The sequence below is a fragment of the Variovorax davisae genome (assembly GCF_030316845.1).
In the GTDB taxonomy this organism is placed as follows: domain Bacteria; phylum Pseudomonadota; class Gammaproteobacteria; order Burkholderiales; family Burkholderiaceae_C; genus Variovorax; species Variovorax davisae.
Window position 1 is genome coordinate 61,551 of sequence record NZ_JASZYS010000005.1, and the last position, 13,187, is coordinate 74,737.

Genomic DNA, 13,187 nt, shown 5'->3' on the forward strand with positions numbered 1-13,187 from the left:
CGAACCGTGACCTCGCCGCCCACTGCCTGCCGGATCGAACTGGCCGGCGAAACCGTCGAACTGCTGCCCGAGCGCGCCGTCTGGTGGCCGGCGGCCGGCGTGCTGTTCGTGGCCGACCTGCACCTGGGCAAGGCGGCCACCTACCGCGCGCTGGGCCAGCCGGTCCCCGGCGGCACCACGCACGAGAACCTGGCGCGGCTCGACCGGCTGATCGTGCGGCTGGCACCGCGCGAGATCGTTTTTCTCGGTGACTTCCTGCATGCGGCGCAGGCTCGCACGGCCTCGCTGCTGGCGGCGGTCGAGGCCTGGCGCGGCCGCCACGCGGCGCTGGCCTGCACCCTGGTGCGCGGCAACCACGACAGCCGGGCCGGCGACCCGCCGGCCGCGCTGCGCTTCGAGCTGTTCGACGAGCCGCATCGGATCGGCCCCTTCGCGGCCTGCCATCACCCGCAGCGCCACCCGACGCAGGTCGTGCTGGCCGGCCATCTTCATCCGGCCTGCAGGCTGCACGGCCGTGGCCGCGACAGCCTGCGCATGCCCTGCTTCGTGCGCGAGGACGCGCAATTGATCCTGCCCGCCTTCGGCGAATTCACCGGCGGCTGGCAGGTGGAGGCGGCGCCCGGGCGACGCTTCTACGTGGTCGGCGGCGACGGTGTGTGGGCGCTGCCCGGCATCGGCTGAGAGGTGGAGCTCAGGACAGGTGCGGGGTCCCCGCCAGGGTGGCCGCCACCACGGCCTCGAGTTGCGTACGCAGCCAGCGGTGGATCGGATCGACCTGGTGGCGCTGGTGCCACGCCATGTACATCGGCATCGCCGGCGTGTGCAGCGGCACGGCCGCCGATGCCAGCCCGCGCAGCGCGCCCTCGGCCAGCAGCGAGGGCGCGGTGGCCAGCCACGGCCCCCCGCGCACCAGCGCGCCCAGCCCGGCCATGCCGGGCACGCTGGCCACGATGCGGCGCTCCAGATGGCGTTGCACGAACCAGTCGTCGATGTCGAGCCGCCGTCGCGGTTCGTAGAGCACGGTCACATGTTCGGCGGCCAGGTAGTCGGCCTCGGTAGCCGGCGCGGCGCGACAGTCGGCGTCGAAGTAGACGCGGTAGCGGTCCTCGAACAGCCGCTTCTGCAGGATGTCCGAGCCCTCGGGCGGACGCGGCGTGATGATCAACTGGCAGGCCTGTTCGCGCAGCATCGCGGGCACCGGCGCGCCCGATGCGATCACGCGCAGGGTCACGCCGGGCGCCTCGGCCCGCAGGCGGCGCAGCAGTGCCGGCACCAGCAGGTCGCGCTGCAGGTCGTTGGCGGCGACGGTGAAGCAGGCCGCGAGCCGGGCGGGCTCGAAGCCGGCCGCCGTGCTGAAGGCGCGCAATTCGTCGAGCACAACGCGGGCGCGCGCGGCCAGCAGATCGGCGTGCGCGGTGGCGACGATGCCGCGGCCGGACTTGACGAACAGCGGGTCGCCGACGATGGCGCGCAGCTTGTCCAGCAGATGGCTCACGGCCGATTGGGTGACGCCCAGGCGCTGCGCCGCGCGCGTGATCGAGCCTTCCTCGTGCACCGCGAGCAGCAGGCGCAGCAGGTGGCCGTCGAGGTCCAAATGATCGATTCCGCTCATGGATGCGATGAGTATGTCGGGCTTTATCGGTGTGTCGATTGCCGGAACACTGCGGGTGCCGGTCTGGAGCGCACGCGATTGATCCAGATCAAGCTTTCGCCCCGACCCCTCCAGGAGACCCCCATGTGCACCCCCGACATTCCCGGCACCACGCTGTTCGACGGCCGCCAGGCCCGCAAGGGCTACGCGCTCAACAAGATGTGCTTTTCCTTCAACGAAGCCGCCAACCGCGAGGCCTTCGTGCGGGACGAGGACGCCTATTGCGCCCGCTACGGCTTGACCGCGCCGCAGCGCGAAGCCATCCGCGCGCGCGATGTGCTGCAGCTGATCGAGGCCGGCGGCAACGCCTACTACCTGGCCAAGTTCGCCGGCATCTTCGGCCTCGACATGCAGGACATCGGCGCCCAGCAGACCGGCTTGACCAAGGCCGAGTTCCAGGCCCGGCTCCTTGCCGCCGCCGGCTGACCCGCCCGGAGACCCCCGCCATGGCCAATCTCGTCGGTGCCATCACCACCTCCCACGTGCCGGCGATCGGCCGCGCGATCGCCCGCAACCTGCAGCAGGAGCCCTACTGGCGCCCCTTCTTCGAGGCCTTCGCGCCGGTACACCGCTGGCTGGCCCAGACCCGGCCCGACGTGCTCGTGGTCTTCTACAACGACCACGGCCTCAACTTCTTCCTCGACAAGATGCCGACCTTCGCGGTCGGCGCCGCTGCGGTCTACAGCGGCGCCGACGAAGGCTGGGGCCTCCCGGTCATGGCCTCGTTCGAGGGCGAGCAGGGGTTGTCGTGGCAGCTGATCGACGCGCTGGTGCAGGACGAGTTCGACATCACCAGCTGCCAGGAGATGCAGGTCGACCACGCCTTCACCCTGCCGATGGCGCTGCTGTGGCCCGACCAGGCCTGGCCCGTGAAGGTGGTGCCGGTGTGCATCAACACGGTCCAGTTCCCGCTGCCTTCGGCCCGGCGCTGCTACGCGCTGGGCGAGTCGGTCGGCCGCGCCATCCGCAGCTGGGACAGCGACGCCCGGGTCGCCGTGATGGGCACGGGCGGCCTGTCGCACCAGCTCGATGGCCAGCGGGCCGGCTTCATCAACAAGGACTTCGACCTGCAGTTCATGGAGAGCCTGGTCCACGACCCCAAATGGGCGACGCAGTTCACGACCCATGAGCTGGTCGAGAAAGCCGGCACCCAGGGCGTGGAGTTGCTGATGTGGCTGGCCACCCGCGGTGCCCTCGGTGCCAGCGCCCGCTGCCTGCATCGAAACTACCACCTGCCGATCTCGAACACGGCCTCGGGCCTGATGCTGCTGGAGCCCTAGAGAACGACCGGCGCGTCGGGCAGTTCGTTGCGGTCCGCCTGCCCCTCGGCCAGCGGAAAGTGCTCGACCAGCAGCGCCGACACTTCTTCCAGCGCCTGGGTCAGCCCATCCTCGAAGCGCTGCTCGCGAAAGGCGGCGCCCATGCGCTGCGCCAGCGCGGCCCATTGCGCGTCGTCGACCCGCGCATCGATGCCGCGGTCGGCGACGATCTCGATCGCGTGCTCGGCCAGCAGCAGGTAGACCAGCACGCCGTTGTTGTGCTCGGTGTCCCAGACCCGCAGCTTGCCGAACAGCATGATGGCCCGCTCGCGTGCCGGCGCATCCCGCCACAGGTAGGACAGCGGCAGGCCGGCCTCGACGCAGATGCGGATCTCGCCGGTGTGGCGCCGTTCGCTGGCCGACACGCGGCGCGTCAGGCGGTCGAGCAGGTCGGCCGGCAGTGCGCGGCGCACATCGGCTTCGTCGGTCCAGCGATGGCGCCAGATGCGGGCGAGACGTGCGAACAAAGTCATGGCTACCAGTCTCCCGAGGCGCCGCCGCCGCCGAAATCGCCACCGCCGCCGGAGCCGAAACCGCCGCCGAAGCCACCGCCGCCCCGGGAAGATCCGCCACCCCAGCCGCCCAGGCCGCCGGCGCCCAATCCGCCGCCCAGGCCGGCGCCGAAACCGCCACCGCCCCTGCGGCCGATCGCGGGCCCGGCACCGAAGGCGGTCGACAACAGCGTGAAGAGCAGGGCGCCCAGCGCGGCCAGCACCGCGATCACGAGGCTCGACGTGAGCACCATCACCACCACGCCGGTCAAGCCGCCGAGCGCCAGCGAGCCCGGGATCTTGCCCAGGATGCGGCGCGCGATCGGCCCACCCACCAGCACCACCGCAAACAGGAAGATGCCCAGATCCTGCCAGTTGAAGCCGCTGCCGCCGCGCTGGACTTCGCCGAAGTCGCCGCCGCGGGCGTCGACCTCGGGCAGGGCCTCGCCGTTGACGCGGGCGATCAGCTGGTCGGCCGCGGCATCGAGGCCGCCGGCGAAGTCGTTCTGGCGGAAGCGCGGCTTCATCGCCTCGTCGATGATGTGGGCCGCCGCCAGGTCCGGCACCGCGCCTTCGAGCGCCTTGGCGACCTCGATGCGCATCTTGCGGTCGTCCTTGGCGACCACCACCAGGATGCCGTCGCCGACCGTCTTGCGGCCGATCTTCCAGGCGTTGCCGACCCGGTTGGCGTAGCTCGCGATGTCCTCGGGCTGCGTGGTCGGGACCATCAGCATCACGATCTGCGAGCCCTTCTTCTGCTCGAAGGCGGCCAGCTTGGCGTCGAGCGCGCTGCGCTGCGCGGCGCTCAAGGTGCCGGTCTGGTCGATCACGCGGGCATCGAGCGCGGGCACCGGCAGCAGGCCCTGCGCCCGCGCGCCCAGCAGCGCCGCCGCCATCAGGAGGAGGGCCGTCAGTGCCTGCCGGATGCGGGCCGCCGTCATCGCCTGGCCGCCGCGCCTACTTCTTCGGGGCGCTGAAATCGACCGTCGGCGGCGCCGAGATCTGGGCCTCGTTCTGGACCGTGAAGTTGGGCTTGGGCGGGTAGCCCATCACCTTGGCCGTCAGGTTGGTCGGGAAGCTGCGCGCCAGCACGTTGTACTCCTGCACCGTCTGGATGAAGCGGTTGCGCGCCACCGTGATGCGGTTCTCGGTGCCCTCCAGCGTCACGCGCAGGTCGCGGAAGGCCTGGTTGGCCTTCAGGTTCGGATACTGCTCTGACACCGCCATCAGCCGCGACAGCGCGCCCGACAGCTCGCCCTGCGCCTGCTGGAAGCGGGCGAAGGCCTCGGGGTTGTTGAGGGTCTCGGGCGAGACCTGGATCGAGGTCGCCTTGGCCCGCGCCTCGATCACCTTGGTGAGCGTCTCCTGCTCGAAGTTGGCTTCGCCCTTGACCGTGGCGACGATGTTGGGCACCAGGTCGGCGCGCCGCTGGTACTGGTTGAGCACCTCGCTCCAGGCCGACTTGCTGGCCTCGTCGAGGCGCTGGAAGTCGTTGTAGCCGCAGCCCGCGAGCGACAGCGCCGCGATGAAGATCAGTAGCCAGCGTTTCATCATGTCCGAGTCCTCTCTGTGCGAAGTCGACAAAGGTAGCATAGAAGGATGGCGCCCGATCCGCTCCAGGCCCTGCAGGCCGCGAACCGGCGACCCTTCGACGGCCGGCCGTCGAGGGGCGCGCTGTTGATCGCCGGCGCCACCGGCGTGCTGGGCCACGAGCTGGTGCGGCGGCTCGCGGGCCGGCATCGCTTCGACCATACCTACGTGCTCGCGCGCGAACCGATCCGCGACGGCCTGCCCGGCGTCGAGACGGTGCAGGTGCCGGACCTGCCGATGGCCCAATGGCCGCCGGTGGCCGCCGGCACGGCGCTGGTGCTGTTCGAGCCGCCGCGGCTTTTCTACGACCGCGAGCGGGCGCTGTGGACACCCGAGCCGGCGCAGTTGCCGGCGCTGGCCGGCTGGTTGCGCTCGTGCGGCGTGCAGACGCTGGCGGTGGTGCTGCCGCACGACCAGGGCCGGCTGCCCGAGGCGCTCAAGCGCGGCCTGGCCAGCCTCGACGAGCAGGCGGTGGTGGCGCTGGGCTTCGAGCGCGTGCTGCTGGTGCGTTCGGCGCAGAAGCCGGTGGCGCGACGCCTGGCCCATCCCGGCGAGCGGCTGGCGGCCTGGATGCTGTCGATCACCCGCTTCATGGTGCCTCCCAGCGAGCAGCCGGCGCGGGCCTCCAAGGTGGCCGAACTGGTCGACGTCGCGCTGGCGCTGGCGCCCCCCGGGGTGCACGTGGCGGCGCCCGATCTGGTCTGGCGTGCCACCCAGGGCGAGCTGCGCGCGGTGGTGCAGGGCTGGGTGGCCGCCAGCCCTTGAGGCGACACGCGACCGAGGCAAAATCGCTCCCTCCGGCAGCACCACCATGTCCACCAAAGCCAAACTCCGCGCCAGCACCATCGGCGGCACCGCCGACGATGTCGAAGCCGCCTTCTACGAAGCCCTGCAGCGGGGCGACGTCGACGCCCTCATGGATTGCTGGGCCGACGAGGAAGAGGTGTTCTGCGTCCATCCGGGCGGCCCGCGGCTGGTCGGGGCCGAGGCGATCCGTGCCGCCTTCGAGCACATGTTCGGCAACGGCGCCATTCAGGCCACGCCGGCGCGGGTGCGCAAGGTCGAATCGCTCGCCAGTGCGGTCCACAATGTGCTCGAGCGCATCGAGGTGCTGACCGCCGAGGGGCCGCGCCATGCCTTCGTGCTGGCCACCAACGTCTATCACCGCACGGCGCAGGGGTGGCGCATGGTCGCGCACCACGCGAGCCCGGGTAGCGCGCACGAGCCCGGCGACGCCAGCGAGGCGCCGCAGACGCTGCATTGACCGCGCCCATGCAGTACGTCGCGCCACGCTGGCTGCCCGGCGGCAACCTCCAGACCATCTGGCCCGCGCTGTACGCGCGGCGCGCCCAGGCGCCGTTGCCGGCCTACCGGCGCGAGCGCTGGGCCACGCCCGACGGCGACTTCCTGGACGTCGACTTTCTGGATGCCGCGGTGGCGGGCCCGAAGCCGCTGCTGGTGCTGTTCCACGGCCTCGAGGGGTCGTCGAAAAGCCACTATGCGGAAGTCTTCGGCGCCTTCGCCCATGCCCGGGGCTGGGACTATGCGGTGCCGCATTTCCGCGGCTGCAGCGGCGAACTCAACCTGGCGCCGCGGGCCTACCACTCGGGCGACTTCGAGGAGATCGGCTGGATCCTGGCCCGCCTGCGCGCCCGGCGCGACCCGGCCCAGCCGCTGCTGGCGGCCGGTGTCTCGCTCGGCGGCAATGCGCTGATGCGCTGGGCCGAGGAGGCCGGGTCCGAGGCCTCGAAGCTGGCCAGCGCGGCGGCCGCGATCTCGGCCCCGCTGGACCTCGCCGCCGGCGGCGCCGCCATCGGGCGCGGCTTCAACCGGCTGGTCTACACGCGCATGTTCCTGTCGACCATGAAGCCCAAGGCCCTGGCCAAGCTGGCCCAGCACCCGGGCCTGTTCGACCGCGACAAGCTGCTCGCGGCGCGCGACCTGTACGCCTTCGACGATGTCTTCACCGCGCCGCTGCACGGCTTTCGCGGCACCGACGACTACTGGTCGCGGGGCTCGGCCAAGCCGCACCTGCACCGCATCCGGATCCCGGCCCTGGTGGTGAATGCCGCCAACGACCCGTTCGTGCCGGCCGCGAGCCTGCCGCGCCAGGGCGAGGTCGGCCGCCACGTGACGCTCTGGCAACCGGCGCACGGCGGCCACGTGGGCTTCCCGCTCGGCGCCCCCCCGGGTCACGTGCGGGTCATGCCCGAGCGCGTGGTGGCCTGGCTCGACGACCACCGCTGATTGCACAGCCCCGCACGGCGCAGAATGGCGCCATGGATGAGATCGTTCTGAAGGCCCTGGCCAAGTGGCCCAACGTGCCCCATTGCTACGGCTGGCTGGGGCTCGACGCCCGCGGCAACTGGTTCCTGCGCGACGACCGCACCCAGGCCCTGGGGCCGTTTCGCCAGGCCAGGGGCTCGCAGCTGCGGCACGACAAGCTGATCGACTTCATCCAGCGCAACTACGACCACGACGACCAGGGCCAGTGGTTCTTCCAGAACGGGCCCCAGCGGGTCTACGTCGAACTCGAGGCCGCGCCGTGGATCTGGCGGGTGTCCGAGGACTTGTCGGTCCGCTCGCATTCCGGCCTGCCGATCGAGCCCACGGCCTGCCTGCTCGACGGCGAAGGCCGGCTCTACCTGGTGGCGGACATCGGCCTCGGCCTGGTCCACACCCAGGACGTCGGGCTGGCGGCCGAGGCAGTCGAGCAGGGGCGCTGGGTGCCCGAGGAGGTCCGCGCCGAAGACCTGCCGGCCCGCTTCGGCCATGTGCTGAGTCCGGCCGCCGGCCAGCCGGCGCGCTGACCATGAAAAAAGCCCGCATCGCGCGGGCTTCGGGTCGGGGTTGGGCGGGCTACTTGCCGCTGGCCACTGCAGGGGCGGCGTCGGCGGGCGCGGCGCCTTCGGCCGCTGCGGCCGGCCGGTCGGGCACCGGGAAGGTGGCACCGCCCGCATTGGCCATGTAGACCACCGCGCGGCCGATCTCGATGTCGTCGAAGTCGCCGCCGCCCTGGGCCGGCATCGCGCCCTTGCCCTTGAGCGCGTGCTCGACCAGCGTGGCGTAGCCCTGGCCGATGCGCGGGCCCCAGGCTGCGGCGTCGCCGTAGTGCGGGGCGCCCGGGATGCCCGGCGCGCCGTGGCAGGCCACGCACTGGGCCTTGAACACGGCCTCGCCGGTGGCCAGCGGCCGGTTGGCGTCGCGGATCTCGATCGAGCCGACCTTCTTCAGGCGGTCGGCGATGTCGCGGTCGCGAGTGTCCTTGGAGACGCCGTAGAGCGACATGCTGTCGCCTTGCGCCGAACCCGAGGGATGGGTGCCCGAGACGACGAACGACACCAGGCCGACGATGATCAGGATAGGCGCAATGAAGGAGAAAAAGACCGCCAGCAGCAGTTGCTTCGGATTCTTGATCGGGCCGGTGTGGGCTTCTTCTGTGGCCTGGTAGTGCGGGTCGTCGCTCATTGCGTCCTCAGTATCGGGGGCTTTATTCGGATCAACGGCGGATTATAGAGAGGCCCCCGGGCCCGGCCGCCGCAGGCCGGACCCGGGGCGTCCCGCGGCCTTACTTGGTGGCCCAGCCGCCGCCCAGCGCCTTGTAGAGAACGACCTGGTTCTGCAGCCGCGCCTGCCGGATCTGGGCGGTCGCGAGCTGCGAGGTGAACAGCGAGCGCTGGGCATCCAGCAGGTCGAGCCCGCTGGAGACGCCGCCGCGGTAGCGCATGTCCGACAGCTGGAAGCGCGTCTGCTCGGCTTGCGACTGGGCCGTCGCCGCGCGCAGCTCCTCGTCGTAGGTCGCGCGGCCGGCCAGCGCATCGGCCACCTCGCGGAAGGCGGTCTGGATCGACTTCTCGTACTGCGCGACCGCGATCTGCTGGCCGGCGCGCGCCGAATCCAGGTTGGCCTGGTTGGCGCCGGCGTTGAAGATCGGCAGCGTGATCTGCGGCGCGAATGCCCAGGCCTTGGTGCCGCTGCTGAACAGGTTGGAGAACTCCGTGCTGGTGGTCCCGATCGAGGTGGTCAGCGTCACGCGCGGGAAGAAGGCCGCCCGCGCGGCACCGATGTTGGCGTTGGCGCCGATCAGCTGCTGCTCGGCGGCGCGGATGTCGGGCCGCTCGGCCAGCAGGTCGGACGGCAGGCCGGCCGGCAGATCCTGCATCGGCGCCAGCGCCTGCAGGCCCTGCTCGCTGCCGGTGGTGGCCTCGGGCGGCACCGGCGCGCCGAGCAGCAAGGCCAGCGCGTTCTCGTCCTGCATGCGCAGCCGGCGCTGCTGGGCATAGGCGGCGCGCGCGGTCTCGGCCTGTGCCTCTGCGAAGCGGTAGTCGATCTCGGACGCCACGCCGTTGTCGAAGCGCAGCTTGGTCAGCTTGAGCGAATCGTCGCGCGTGACCATGGTGCGGCGTGTGATCTCCAGCGCCTCGTCGTCGCCCAGCACGGCCAGCCAGCCGTTGGCGACCGCCGCCACCAGGCTGATCTGGGTCGCCTTGCGGGCTTCCTCGGTGGCCAGGTACTGACCCAGCGCGGCGTCCTTCAGGCTGGCGACGCGGCCGAAGAAGTCGAGCTCCCAGGCCGTGACGCCCAGGCCGACCGAATAGCTCGAAGCCACGCCATCGCCAAGCAGCGAGGGCCGCTGGCGCGAGCCGCTGGCGCTGGCGTCGAGCGCCGGGAACAGCGCCGAGCGCGTGATCTGGAACTGCGCGCGCGCCTGCTCGATGTTGAGGATCGCCACCCGCAGGTCGCGGTTGTTCTTGAGCGCGGTGTCGACCAGCTTCTGCAGCCGCGGATCGGTGAAGTAGTCCTGCCAGGCGACGGTCGAGGCCGTCGGCTGGCCGGGCGCGGTCGGCGCTGCCGCCGCGTTCGGGAAGGTCGCCGGCACCGGGGCCGCCGGACGCTCGTAGGTCGGGATCAGCGAGCAGCCCGCCAGCATCAGGGCGGCGGCGCCTGCCAGCGCGGTGGTGATGAATCGCTTAGTCATGTTTGTCTTCCTCGATGCCGGCGGCCTGGGCGTGCCGCTTGTCGGCCTCGTGCTGTCGGGCGCTGCCCTTGAAGAATCCGCGCACGACCACGAAGAACACCGGCACGAAGAACACCGCCAGGGTGGTGCCCGTGACCATGCCGCCGAGCACCCCGGTGCCGATCGCACGCTGGCTCGCCGAGCCGGCCCCGGTGGCGAAGGCCAGCGGCATCACGCCCAGGCCGAAGGCCAGCGAGGTCATGATGATCGGGCGGAACCGCAGGTGCGCGGCCGCCAGCGCCGACTCGACCACGCCCTTGCCCTGCGCCTGCAGGTCCTTGGCGAACTCGATGATCAGGATCGCGTTCTTCGCCGACAGGCCGATGATGGTGATCAGCCCGACCTGGAAGTACACGTCGTTGGAGTAGGCCCGCAGCATCGTCGCCAGCAGCACCCCCAGCACGCCCAGCGGCACCACCAGGATCACCGCCAGCGGGATCGACCAGCTCTCGTAGAGCGCCGCCAGGCACAGGAACACCGCCAGGATCGCGAAGCCGTACAGGATGATGGCCTGCGAGCCGGCGAGCTTCTCTTCCCGCGACTGGCCGGTCCATTCGTAGCCGAAGCCGGGCGGCAGCTGCGCGGCGAGCTTCTCCATCTCGGCCATCGCCGCGCCGGTGCTGTAGCCCGGCGCCGCGTCGGCGCTGATGCGCATCGCGGGGTAGCCGTTGTAGCGCACGGTCTGCTGCGCGCCGGTGATCCAGCGCGTGGTCGCGAAGGCCGACAGCGGCACCGGCTTGCCTTGCGCATTGGCCGCGTTCAGCTTGAGCAGGTCGTCGGGCTGCATCCGCGCCGGGGCGTCGGCCTGCACCACCACGCGCTGCAGGCGGCTCTGGTTCGGAAAGTCGTTGACATAGCTCGAGCCGAGCGCGGTCGACAGCGTCGCGTTGATGGCATCGAAGGTCACGCCCAGGGCATTCGCCTTGTCGCGGTCGATGTCGATCTGCAGCTGCGGCGCGTCCTCCAGGCCGTCGGGCCGGGTCTGCGTCAGGATCTTGCTCTGCGCGGCCATGCCCAGCAACTGGTTGCGGGCGTTGACCAGCGCCTCGTGGCCGGCGCCGGAGCGGTCCTGCAGGCGGAAGGTCACGCCGCTGGCATTGCCCAGTTCAGGGATCGGCGGCGGGCTCAGCGGGTAGATGAAGGCATCGCGGACGCCCGACAGCGCACCGAAGGCGCGGCCTGCCAGGGCCGAAGCGGATTCGCCCTCGCCCTTGCGGTCCTTCCAGTCCTTCAGCGTCACGAAGGCGAGGCCGGCGTTCTGGCCCTGGCCCGAGAAGCTGAAGCCCATCACGCCCACCATGCTCTGCACCTCGGGCTGCTTGAGGATGAAGCCCTCGACCTGCTTCATGACGTCGAGCGTGCGCTCCTGGGTCGCGCCCGGCGGCAGCTGCACGTTGACGATGATGTTGCCCTGGTCTTCCTGCGGCAGGAAGGAGGTCGGCACGCGCAGGTAGGCGATCACGACGACGCCGATGATGGCCGCGTAGATCACCAGGTAGCGCAAGGCGCGGCGCAGGATGCGCGCCACCAGGCCCTCGTAGCCCTTGGCGGTGCGCGAGAAGCCGCGGTTGAACCAGCCGAAGAAGCCGCCCTTTTCGTGGTGGTGGCCGGCTTCGACCGGCTTCAGCAAGGTCGCACAGAGCGCCGGCGTGAGCGACAGCGCCATGAAGGCCGAGAAGCCGATCGACGCCACCATCACGGCCGAGAACTGGCGGTAGATGTTGCCGGTCGAGCCGGCGAAGAAGGCCAGCGGCACGAACACCGAGATCAGCACCACGGTCACGCCGATGATGGCGCCCGAGATCTGCTTCATCGCCTTGCGCGTGGCCTCCAGCGGTGGGAGTCCTTCCTCGCTCATGATGCGCTCGACGTTCTCGACCACCACGATCGCATCGTCCACCACGATGCCGATCACCAGCACCATGCCGAACATGGTCAGCACGTTGATCGAGAAGCCCAGCGCCAGCAGCACGCCGAAGGTGCCCAGCAGCGCGATCGGCACCACGATGGTCGGGATGATGGTGTAGCGCCAGTTCTGCAGGAACAGGAACATCACCAGGAACACCAGCACCACGGCCTCGACCAGCGTCTCGGCCACCTGCGAGATCGAGATCTTGACGAAGCGCGAGCTGTCGTACGGGATCTCCCACTTCACGCCCTGCGGGAAGAAGCGCGAGAGCTCCTCCATCTTGGCGCGCACCAGCTTGGCCGATTCGAGCGCGTTGCCGCTGGGCGCCAGCTGGACGCCGATGCCGACCGCCGGCTCGCCGTTCAGGCGTGCCGAAGTCGAATAGGCCTGGCCGCCGAGTTCGATGCGGGCGACGTCGCGCAGCCGCACGGCCGAGCCGTCGGTGTTGGCGCGCAGCACGATGTTGCCGAACTGCTCGACATTGGTGAGCTGGCCGTTGACCACCACCGTGGCCGCGATCGCCTGGCCGGCCACGTTCGGCAGGTCACCGATGGTGCCCGAGGCCACTTGCGCGTTCTGCCCCTTGATGGCGTTGGTGACGTCGCTCGACGACAGGTTGAAGCCCTGCAGCTTCGCCGGGTCGATCCAGACCCGCATCGCCCGCTCGGTGCCGAACAGCTGCGCCTGGCCGATGCCCTTGACGCGCTGCAGTTCGGGCACCACGTTGCGCGACGCATAGTCGCCCAGCGCGATCGGGTCGAAGGCCGGGTTGTCGGACGAGAGGATCGTGAACAGCAGGAAGTTGGAGCGCGACTTGTCGACCCGCACCCCCTGCTGCGTCACCGCGGCGGGCAGCCGCGGCGTGGCGCGCGAGAGCCGGTTCTGCACGTCCACCTGCGCCAGGTCGGCGTCGGTGCCGGGCGCGAAGCTGATGGTGATCGCGCCGGTGCCGTCGGCTTGCGCCACCGACTCCATGTAGATCATGCCGGGCGAGCCGTTCATCTCGCGCTCGATGACCGACAGCACGCTGTCCTCGAGCGTCTGGGCGGAAGCGCCGGGGTAGGCGGCGTTGATGACGATGGCCGGCGGGGCCACCGGCGGGTACTGGGCGATCGGCAATTGCGTGATCGCCACGCCGCCCACCACGAGGATGAACAGTGCGATCACCCACGCGAAGATCGGACGGTCGATGAAGAACTTGGCCATGCGG

General features: G+C 70.7%; 14 protein-coding genes. 7 read left to right on the plus strand and 7 right to left on the minus strand.

Annotation, left to right across the window (positions count from 1 at the left end; translation table 11 throughout):
• The first annotated feature begins 6 nt into the window (after window positions 1-6).
• Entirely contained in the window at window positions 7-681 is a 675-nt protein-coding gene (gene pdeM, locus QTI33_RS13005) for a ligase-associated DNA damage response endonuclease PdeM (RefSeq protein ID WP_286506412.1), read from the plus strand.
• Between the two features lie 10 nt (window positions 682-691).
• Here the strand turns inward: pdeM and QTI33_RS13010 are convergent, their stop codons facing one another.
• The gene (locus QTI33_RS13010; RefSeq protein ID WP_286506413.1) at window positions 692-1,612 is read right to left on the minus strand and encodes a LysR family transcriptional regulator; all 921 of its coding nucleotides are present in this window, start codon (window positions 1,610-1,612) and stop codon (window positions 692-694) included.
• Window positions 1,613-1,735: 123 nt separating this feature from the next.
• Here QTI33_RS13010 and QTI33_RS13015 point away from each other — a divergent pair, with 123 nt between their 5' ends.
• Together QTI33_RS13015 and QTI33_RS13020 are read left to right on the plus strand one after the other, a co-directional pair.
• Window positions 1,736-2,077 carry a protocatechuate 4,5-dioxygenase subunit alpha gene (locus QTI33_RS13015; RefSeq protein ID WP_286506414.1) on the plus strand — a complete coding sequence of 114 codons (342 nt, stop codon included), beginning with the start codon at window positions 1,736-1,738 and terminating at the stop codon, window positions 2,075-2,077.
• Between the two features lie 20 nt (window positions 2,078-2,097).
• Window positions 2,098-2,931, plus strand: coding sequence for a class III extradiol dioxygenase family protein (locus QTI33_RS13020; RefSeq protein WP_286506415.1), 834 nt, complete (start codon window positions 2,098-2,100; stop codon window positions 2,929-2,931).
• On the opposite strand, the gene QTI33_RS13025 is transcribed toward QTI33_RS13020, so the two are convergent.
• From QTI33_RS13025 to QTI33_RS13035, 3 genes are read right to left on the minus strand one after another with little or no spacing between them, the layout of a single operon-like run.
• Complete coding sequence (locus tag QTI33_RS13025) at window positions 2,928-3,443, minus strand: TPM domain-containing protein (protein WP_286506417.1); 516 nt, start codon at window positions 3,441-3,443, stop codon at window positions 2,928-2,930. The two genes, QTI33_RS13020 and QTI33_RS13025, sit on opposite strands and share 4 nt — an antisense overlap.
• Window positions 3,444-3,445: 2 nt before the next feature.
• A complete protein-coding gene (locus QTI33_RS13030; protein ID WP_286506418.1) occupies window positions 3,446-4,402 on the minus strand; it encodes a TPM domain-containing protein in 957 nt (318 codons plus the stop codon).
• A 16-nt stretch (window positions 4,403-4,418) separates the two neighbouring features.
• On the minus strand, window positions 4,419-5,015 hold the full coding sequence (locus QTI33_RS13035; RefSeq protein WP_286506419.1) for a LemA family protein: 597 nt from the start codon (window positions 5,013-5,015) through the stop codon (window positions 4,419-4,421).
• Between the two features lie 45 nt (window positions 5,016-5,060).
• On the opposite strand from QTI33_RS13035, the gene QTI33_RS13040 reads away from it, so the two are divergent.
• From QTI33_RS13040 to QTI33_RS13055, 4 genes are read left to right on the plus strand one after another with little or no spacing between them, the layout of a single operon-like run.
• Entirely contained in the window at window positions 5,061-5,816 is a 756-nt protein-coding gene (locus tag QTI33_RS13040) for a Rossmann-fold NAD(P)-binding domain-containing protein (protein WP_286506420.1), read from the plus strand.
• 46 nt (window positions 5,817-5,862) lie between these two features.
• Window positions 5,863-6,315 carry a YybH family protein gene (locus tag QTI33_RS13045; RefSeq protein ID WP_286506421.1) on the plus strand — a complete coding sequence of 151 codons (453 nt, stop codon included), beginning with the start codon at window positions 5,863-5,865 and terminating at the stop codon, window positions 6,313-6,315.
• An 8-nt stretch (window positions 6,316-6,323) separates the two neighbouring features.
• A complete protein-coding gene (locus QTI33_RS13050) occupies window positions 6,324-7,298 on the plus strand; it encodes a YheT family hydrolase (protein ID WP_286506843.1) in 975 nt (324 codons plus the stop codon).
• Between the two features lie 32 nt (window positions 7,299-7,330).
• Window positions 7,331-7,861, plus strand: a complete 531-nt coding sequence (locus QTI33_RS13055) for a DUF2946 family protein (RefSeq protein WP_286506422.1) — start codon at window positions 7,331-7,333, stop codon at window positions 7,859-7,861.
• A 49-nt stretch (window positions 7,862-7,910) separates the two neighbouring features.
• On the opposite strand, the gene QTI33_RS13060 is transcribed toward QTI33_RS13055, so the two are convergent.
• The 3 genes from QTI33_RS13060 to QTI33_RS13070 form a co-directional block, all read right to left on the minus strand.
• A complete protein-coding gene (locus QTI33_RS13060) occupies window positions 7,911-8,519 on the minus strand; it encodes a c-type cytochrome (RefSeq protein WP_286506423.1) in 609 nt (202 codons plus the stop codon).
• Between the two features lie 100 nt (window positions 8,520-8,619).
• The gene (locus QTI33_RS13065; protein WP_286506424.1) at window positions 8,620-10,029 is read right to left on the minus strand and encodes an efflux transporter outer membrane subunit; all 1,410 of its coding nucleotides are present in this window, start codon (window positions 10,027-10,029) and stop codon (window positions 8,620-8,622) included.
• A complete protein-coding gene (locus tag QTI33_RS13070; RefSeq protein ID WP_286506425.1) occupies window positions 10,022-13,183 on the minus strand; it encodes an efflux RND transporter permease subunit in 3,162 nt (1,053 codons plus the stop codon). The genes QTI33_RS13065 and QTI33_RS13070 overlap by 8 nt, the downstream gene beginning before the upstream one ends.
• Window positions 13,184-13,187: the final 4 nt, after the last annotated feature.

Coding starts and splice junctions, on each gene's coding strand:
- QTI33_RS13060 (WP_286506423.1), bottom strand. CDS start 8,519: ATGAGCGACGACCCGCACTACCAGGCCACAGAAGAAGCCCACACCGGC.
- QTI33_RS13030 (WP_286506418.1), bottom strand. CDS start 4,402: ATGACGGCGGCCCGCATCCGGCAGGCACTGACGGCCCTCCTCCTGATG.
- QTI33_RS13015 (WP_286506414.1), top strand. CDS start 1,736: ATGTGCACCCCCGACATTCCCGGCACCACGCTGTTCGACGGCCGCCAG.
- QTI33_RS13010 (WP_286506413.1), bottom strand. CDS start 1,612: ATGAGCGGAATCGATCATTTGGACCTCGACGGCCACCTGCTGCGCCTG.
- QTI33_RS13020 (WP_286506415.1), top strand. CDS start 2,098: ATGGCCAATCTCGTCGGTGCCATCACCACCTCCCACGTGCCGGCGATC.
- QTI33_RS13040 (WP_286506420.1), top strand. CDS start 5,061: ATGGCGCCCGATCCGCTCCAGGCCCTGCAGGCCGCGAACCGGCGACCC.
- QTI33_RS13025 (WP_286506417.1), bottom strand. CDS start 3,443: ATGACTTTGTTCGCACGTCTCGCCCGCATCTGGCGCCATCGCTGGACC.
- QTI33_RS13045 (WP_286506421.1), top strand. CDS start 5,863: ATGTCCACCAAAGCCAAACTCCGCGCCAGCACCATCGGCGGCACCGCC.
- QTI33_RS13070 (WP_286506425.1), bottom strand. CDS start 13,183: ATGGCCAAGTTCTTCATCGACCGTCCGATCTTCGCGTGGGTGATCGCA.
- QTI33_RS13035 (WP_286506419.1), bottom strand. CDS start 5,015: ATGATGAAACGCTGGCTACTGATCTTCATCGCGGCGCTGTCGCTCGCG.
- QTI33_RS13065 (WP_286506424.1), bottom strand. CDS start 10,029: ATGACTAAGCGATTCATCACCACCGCGCTGGCAGGCGCCGCCGCCCTG.
- QTI33_RS13050 (WP_286506843.1), top strand. CDS start 6,324: ATGCAGTACGTCGCGCCACGCTGGCTGCCCGGCGGCAACCTCCAGACC.
- QTI33_RS13055 (WP_286506422.1), top strand. CDS start 7,331: ATGGATGAGATCGTTCTGAAGGCCCTGGCCAAGTGGCCCAACGTGCCC.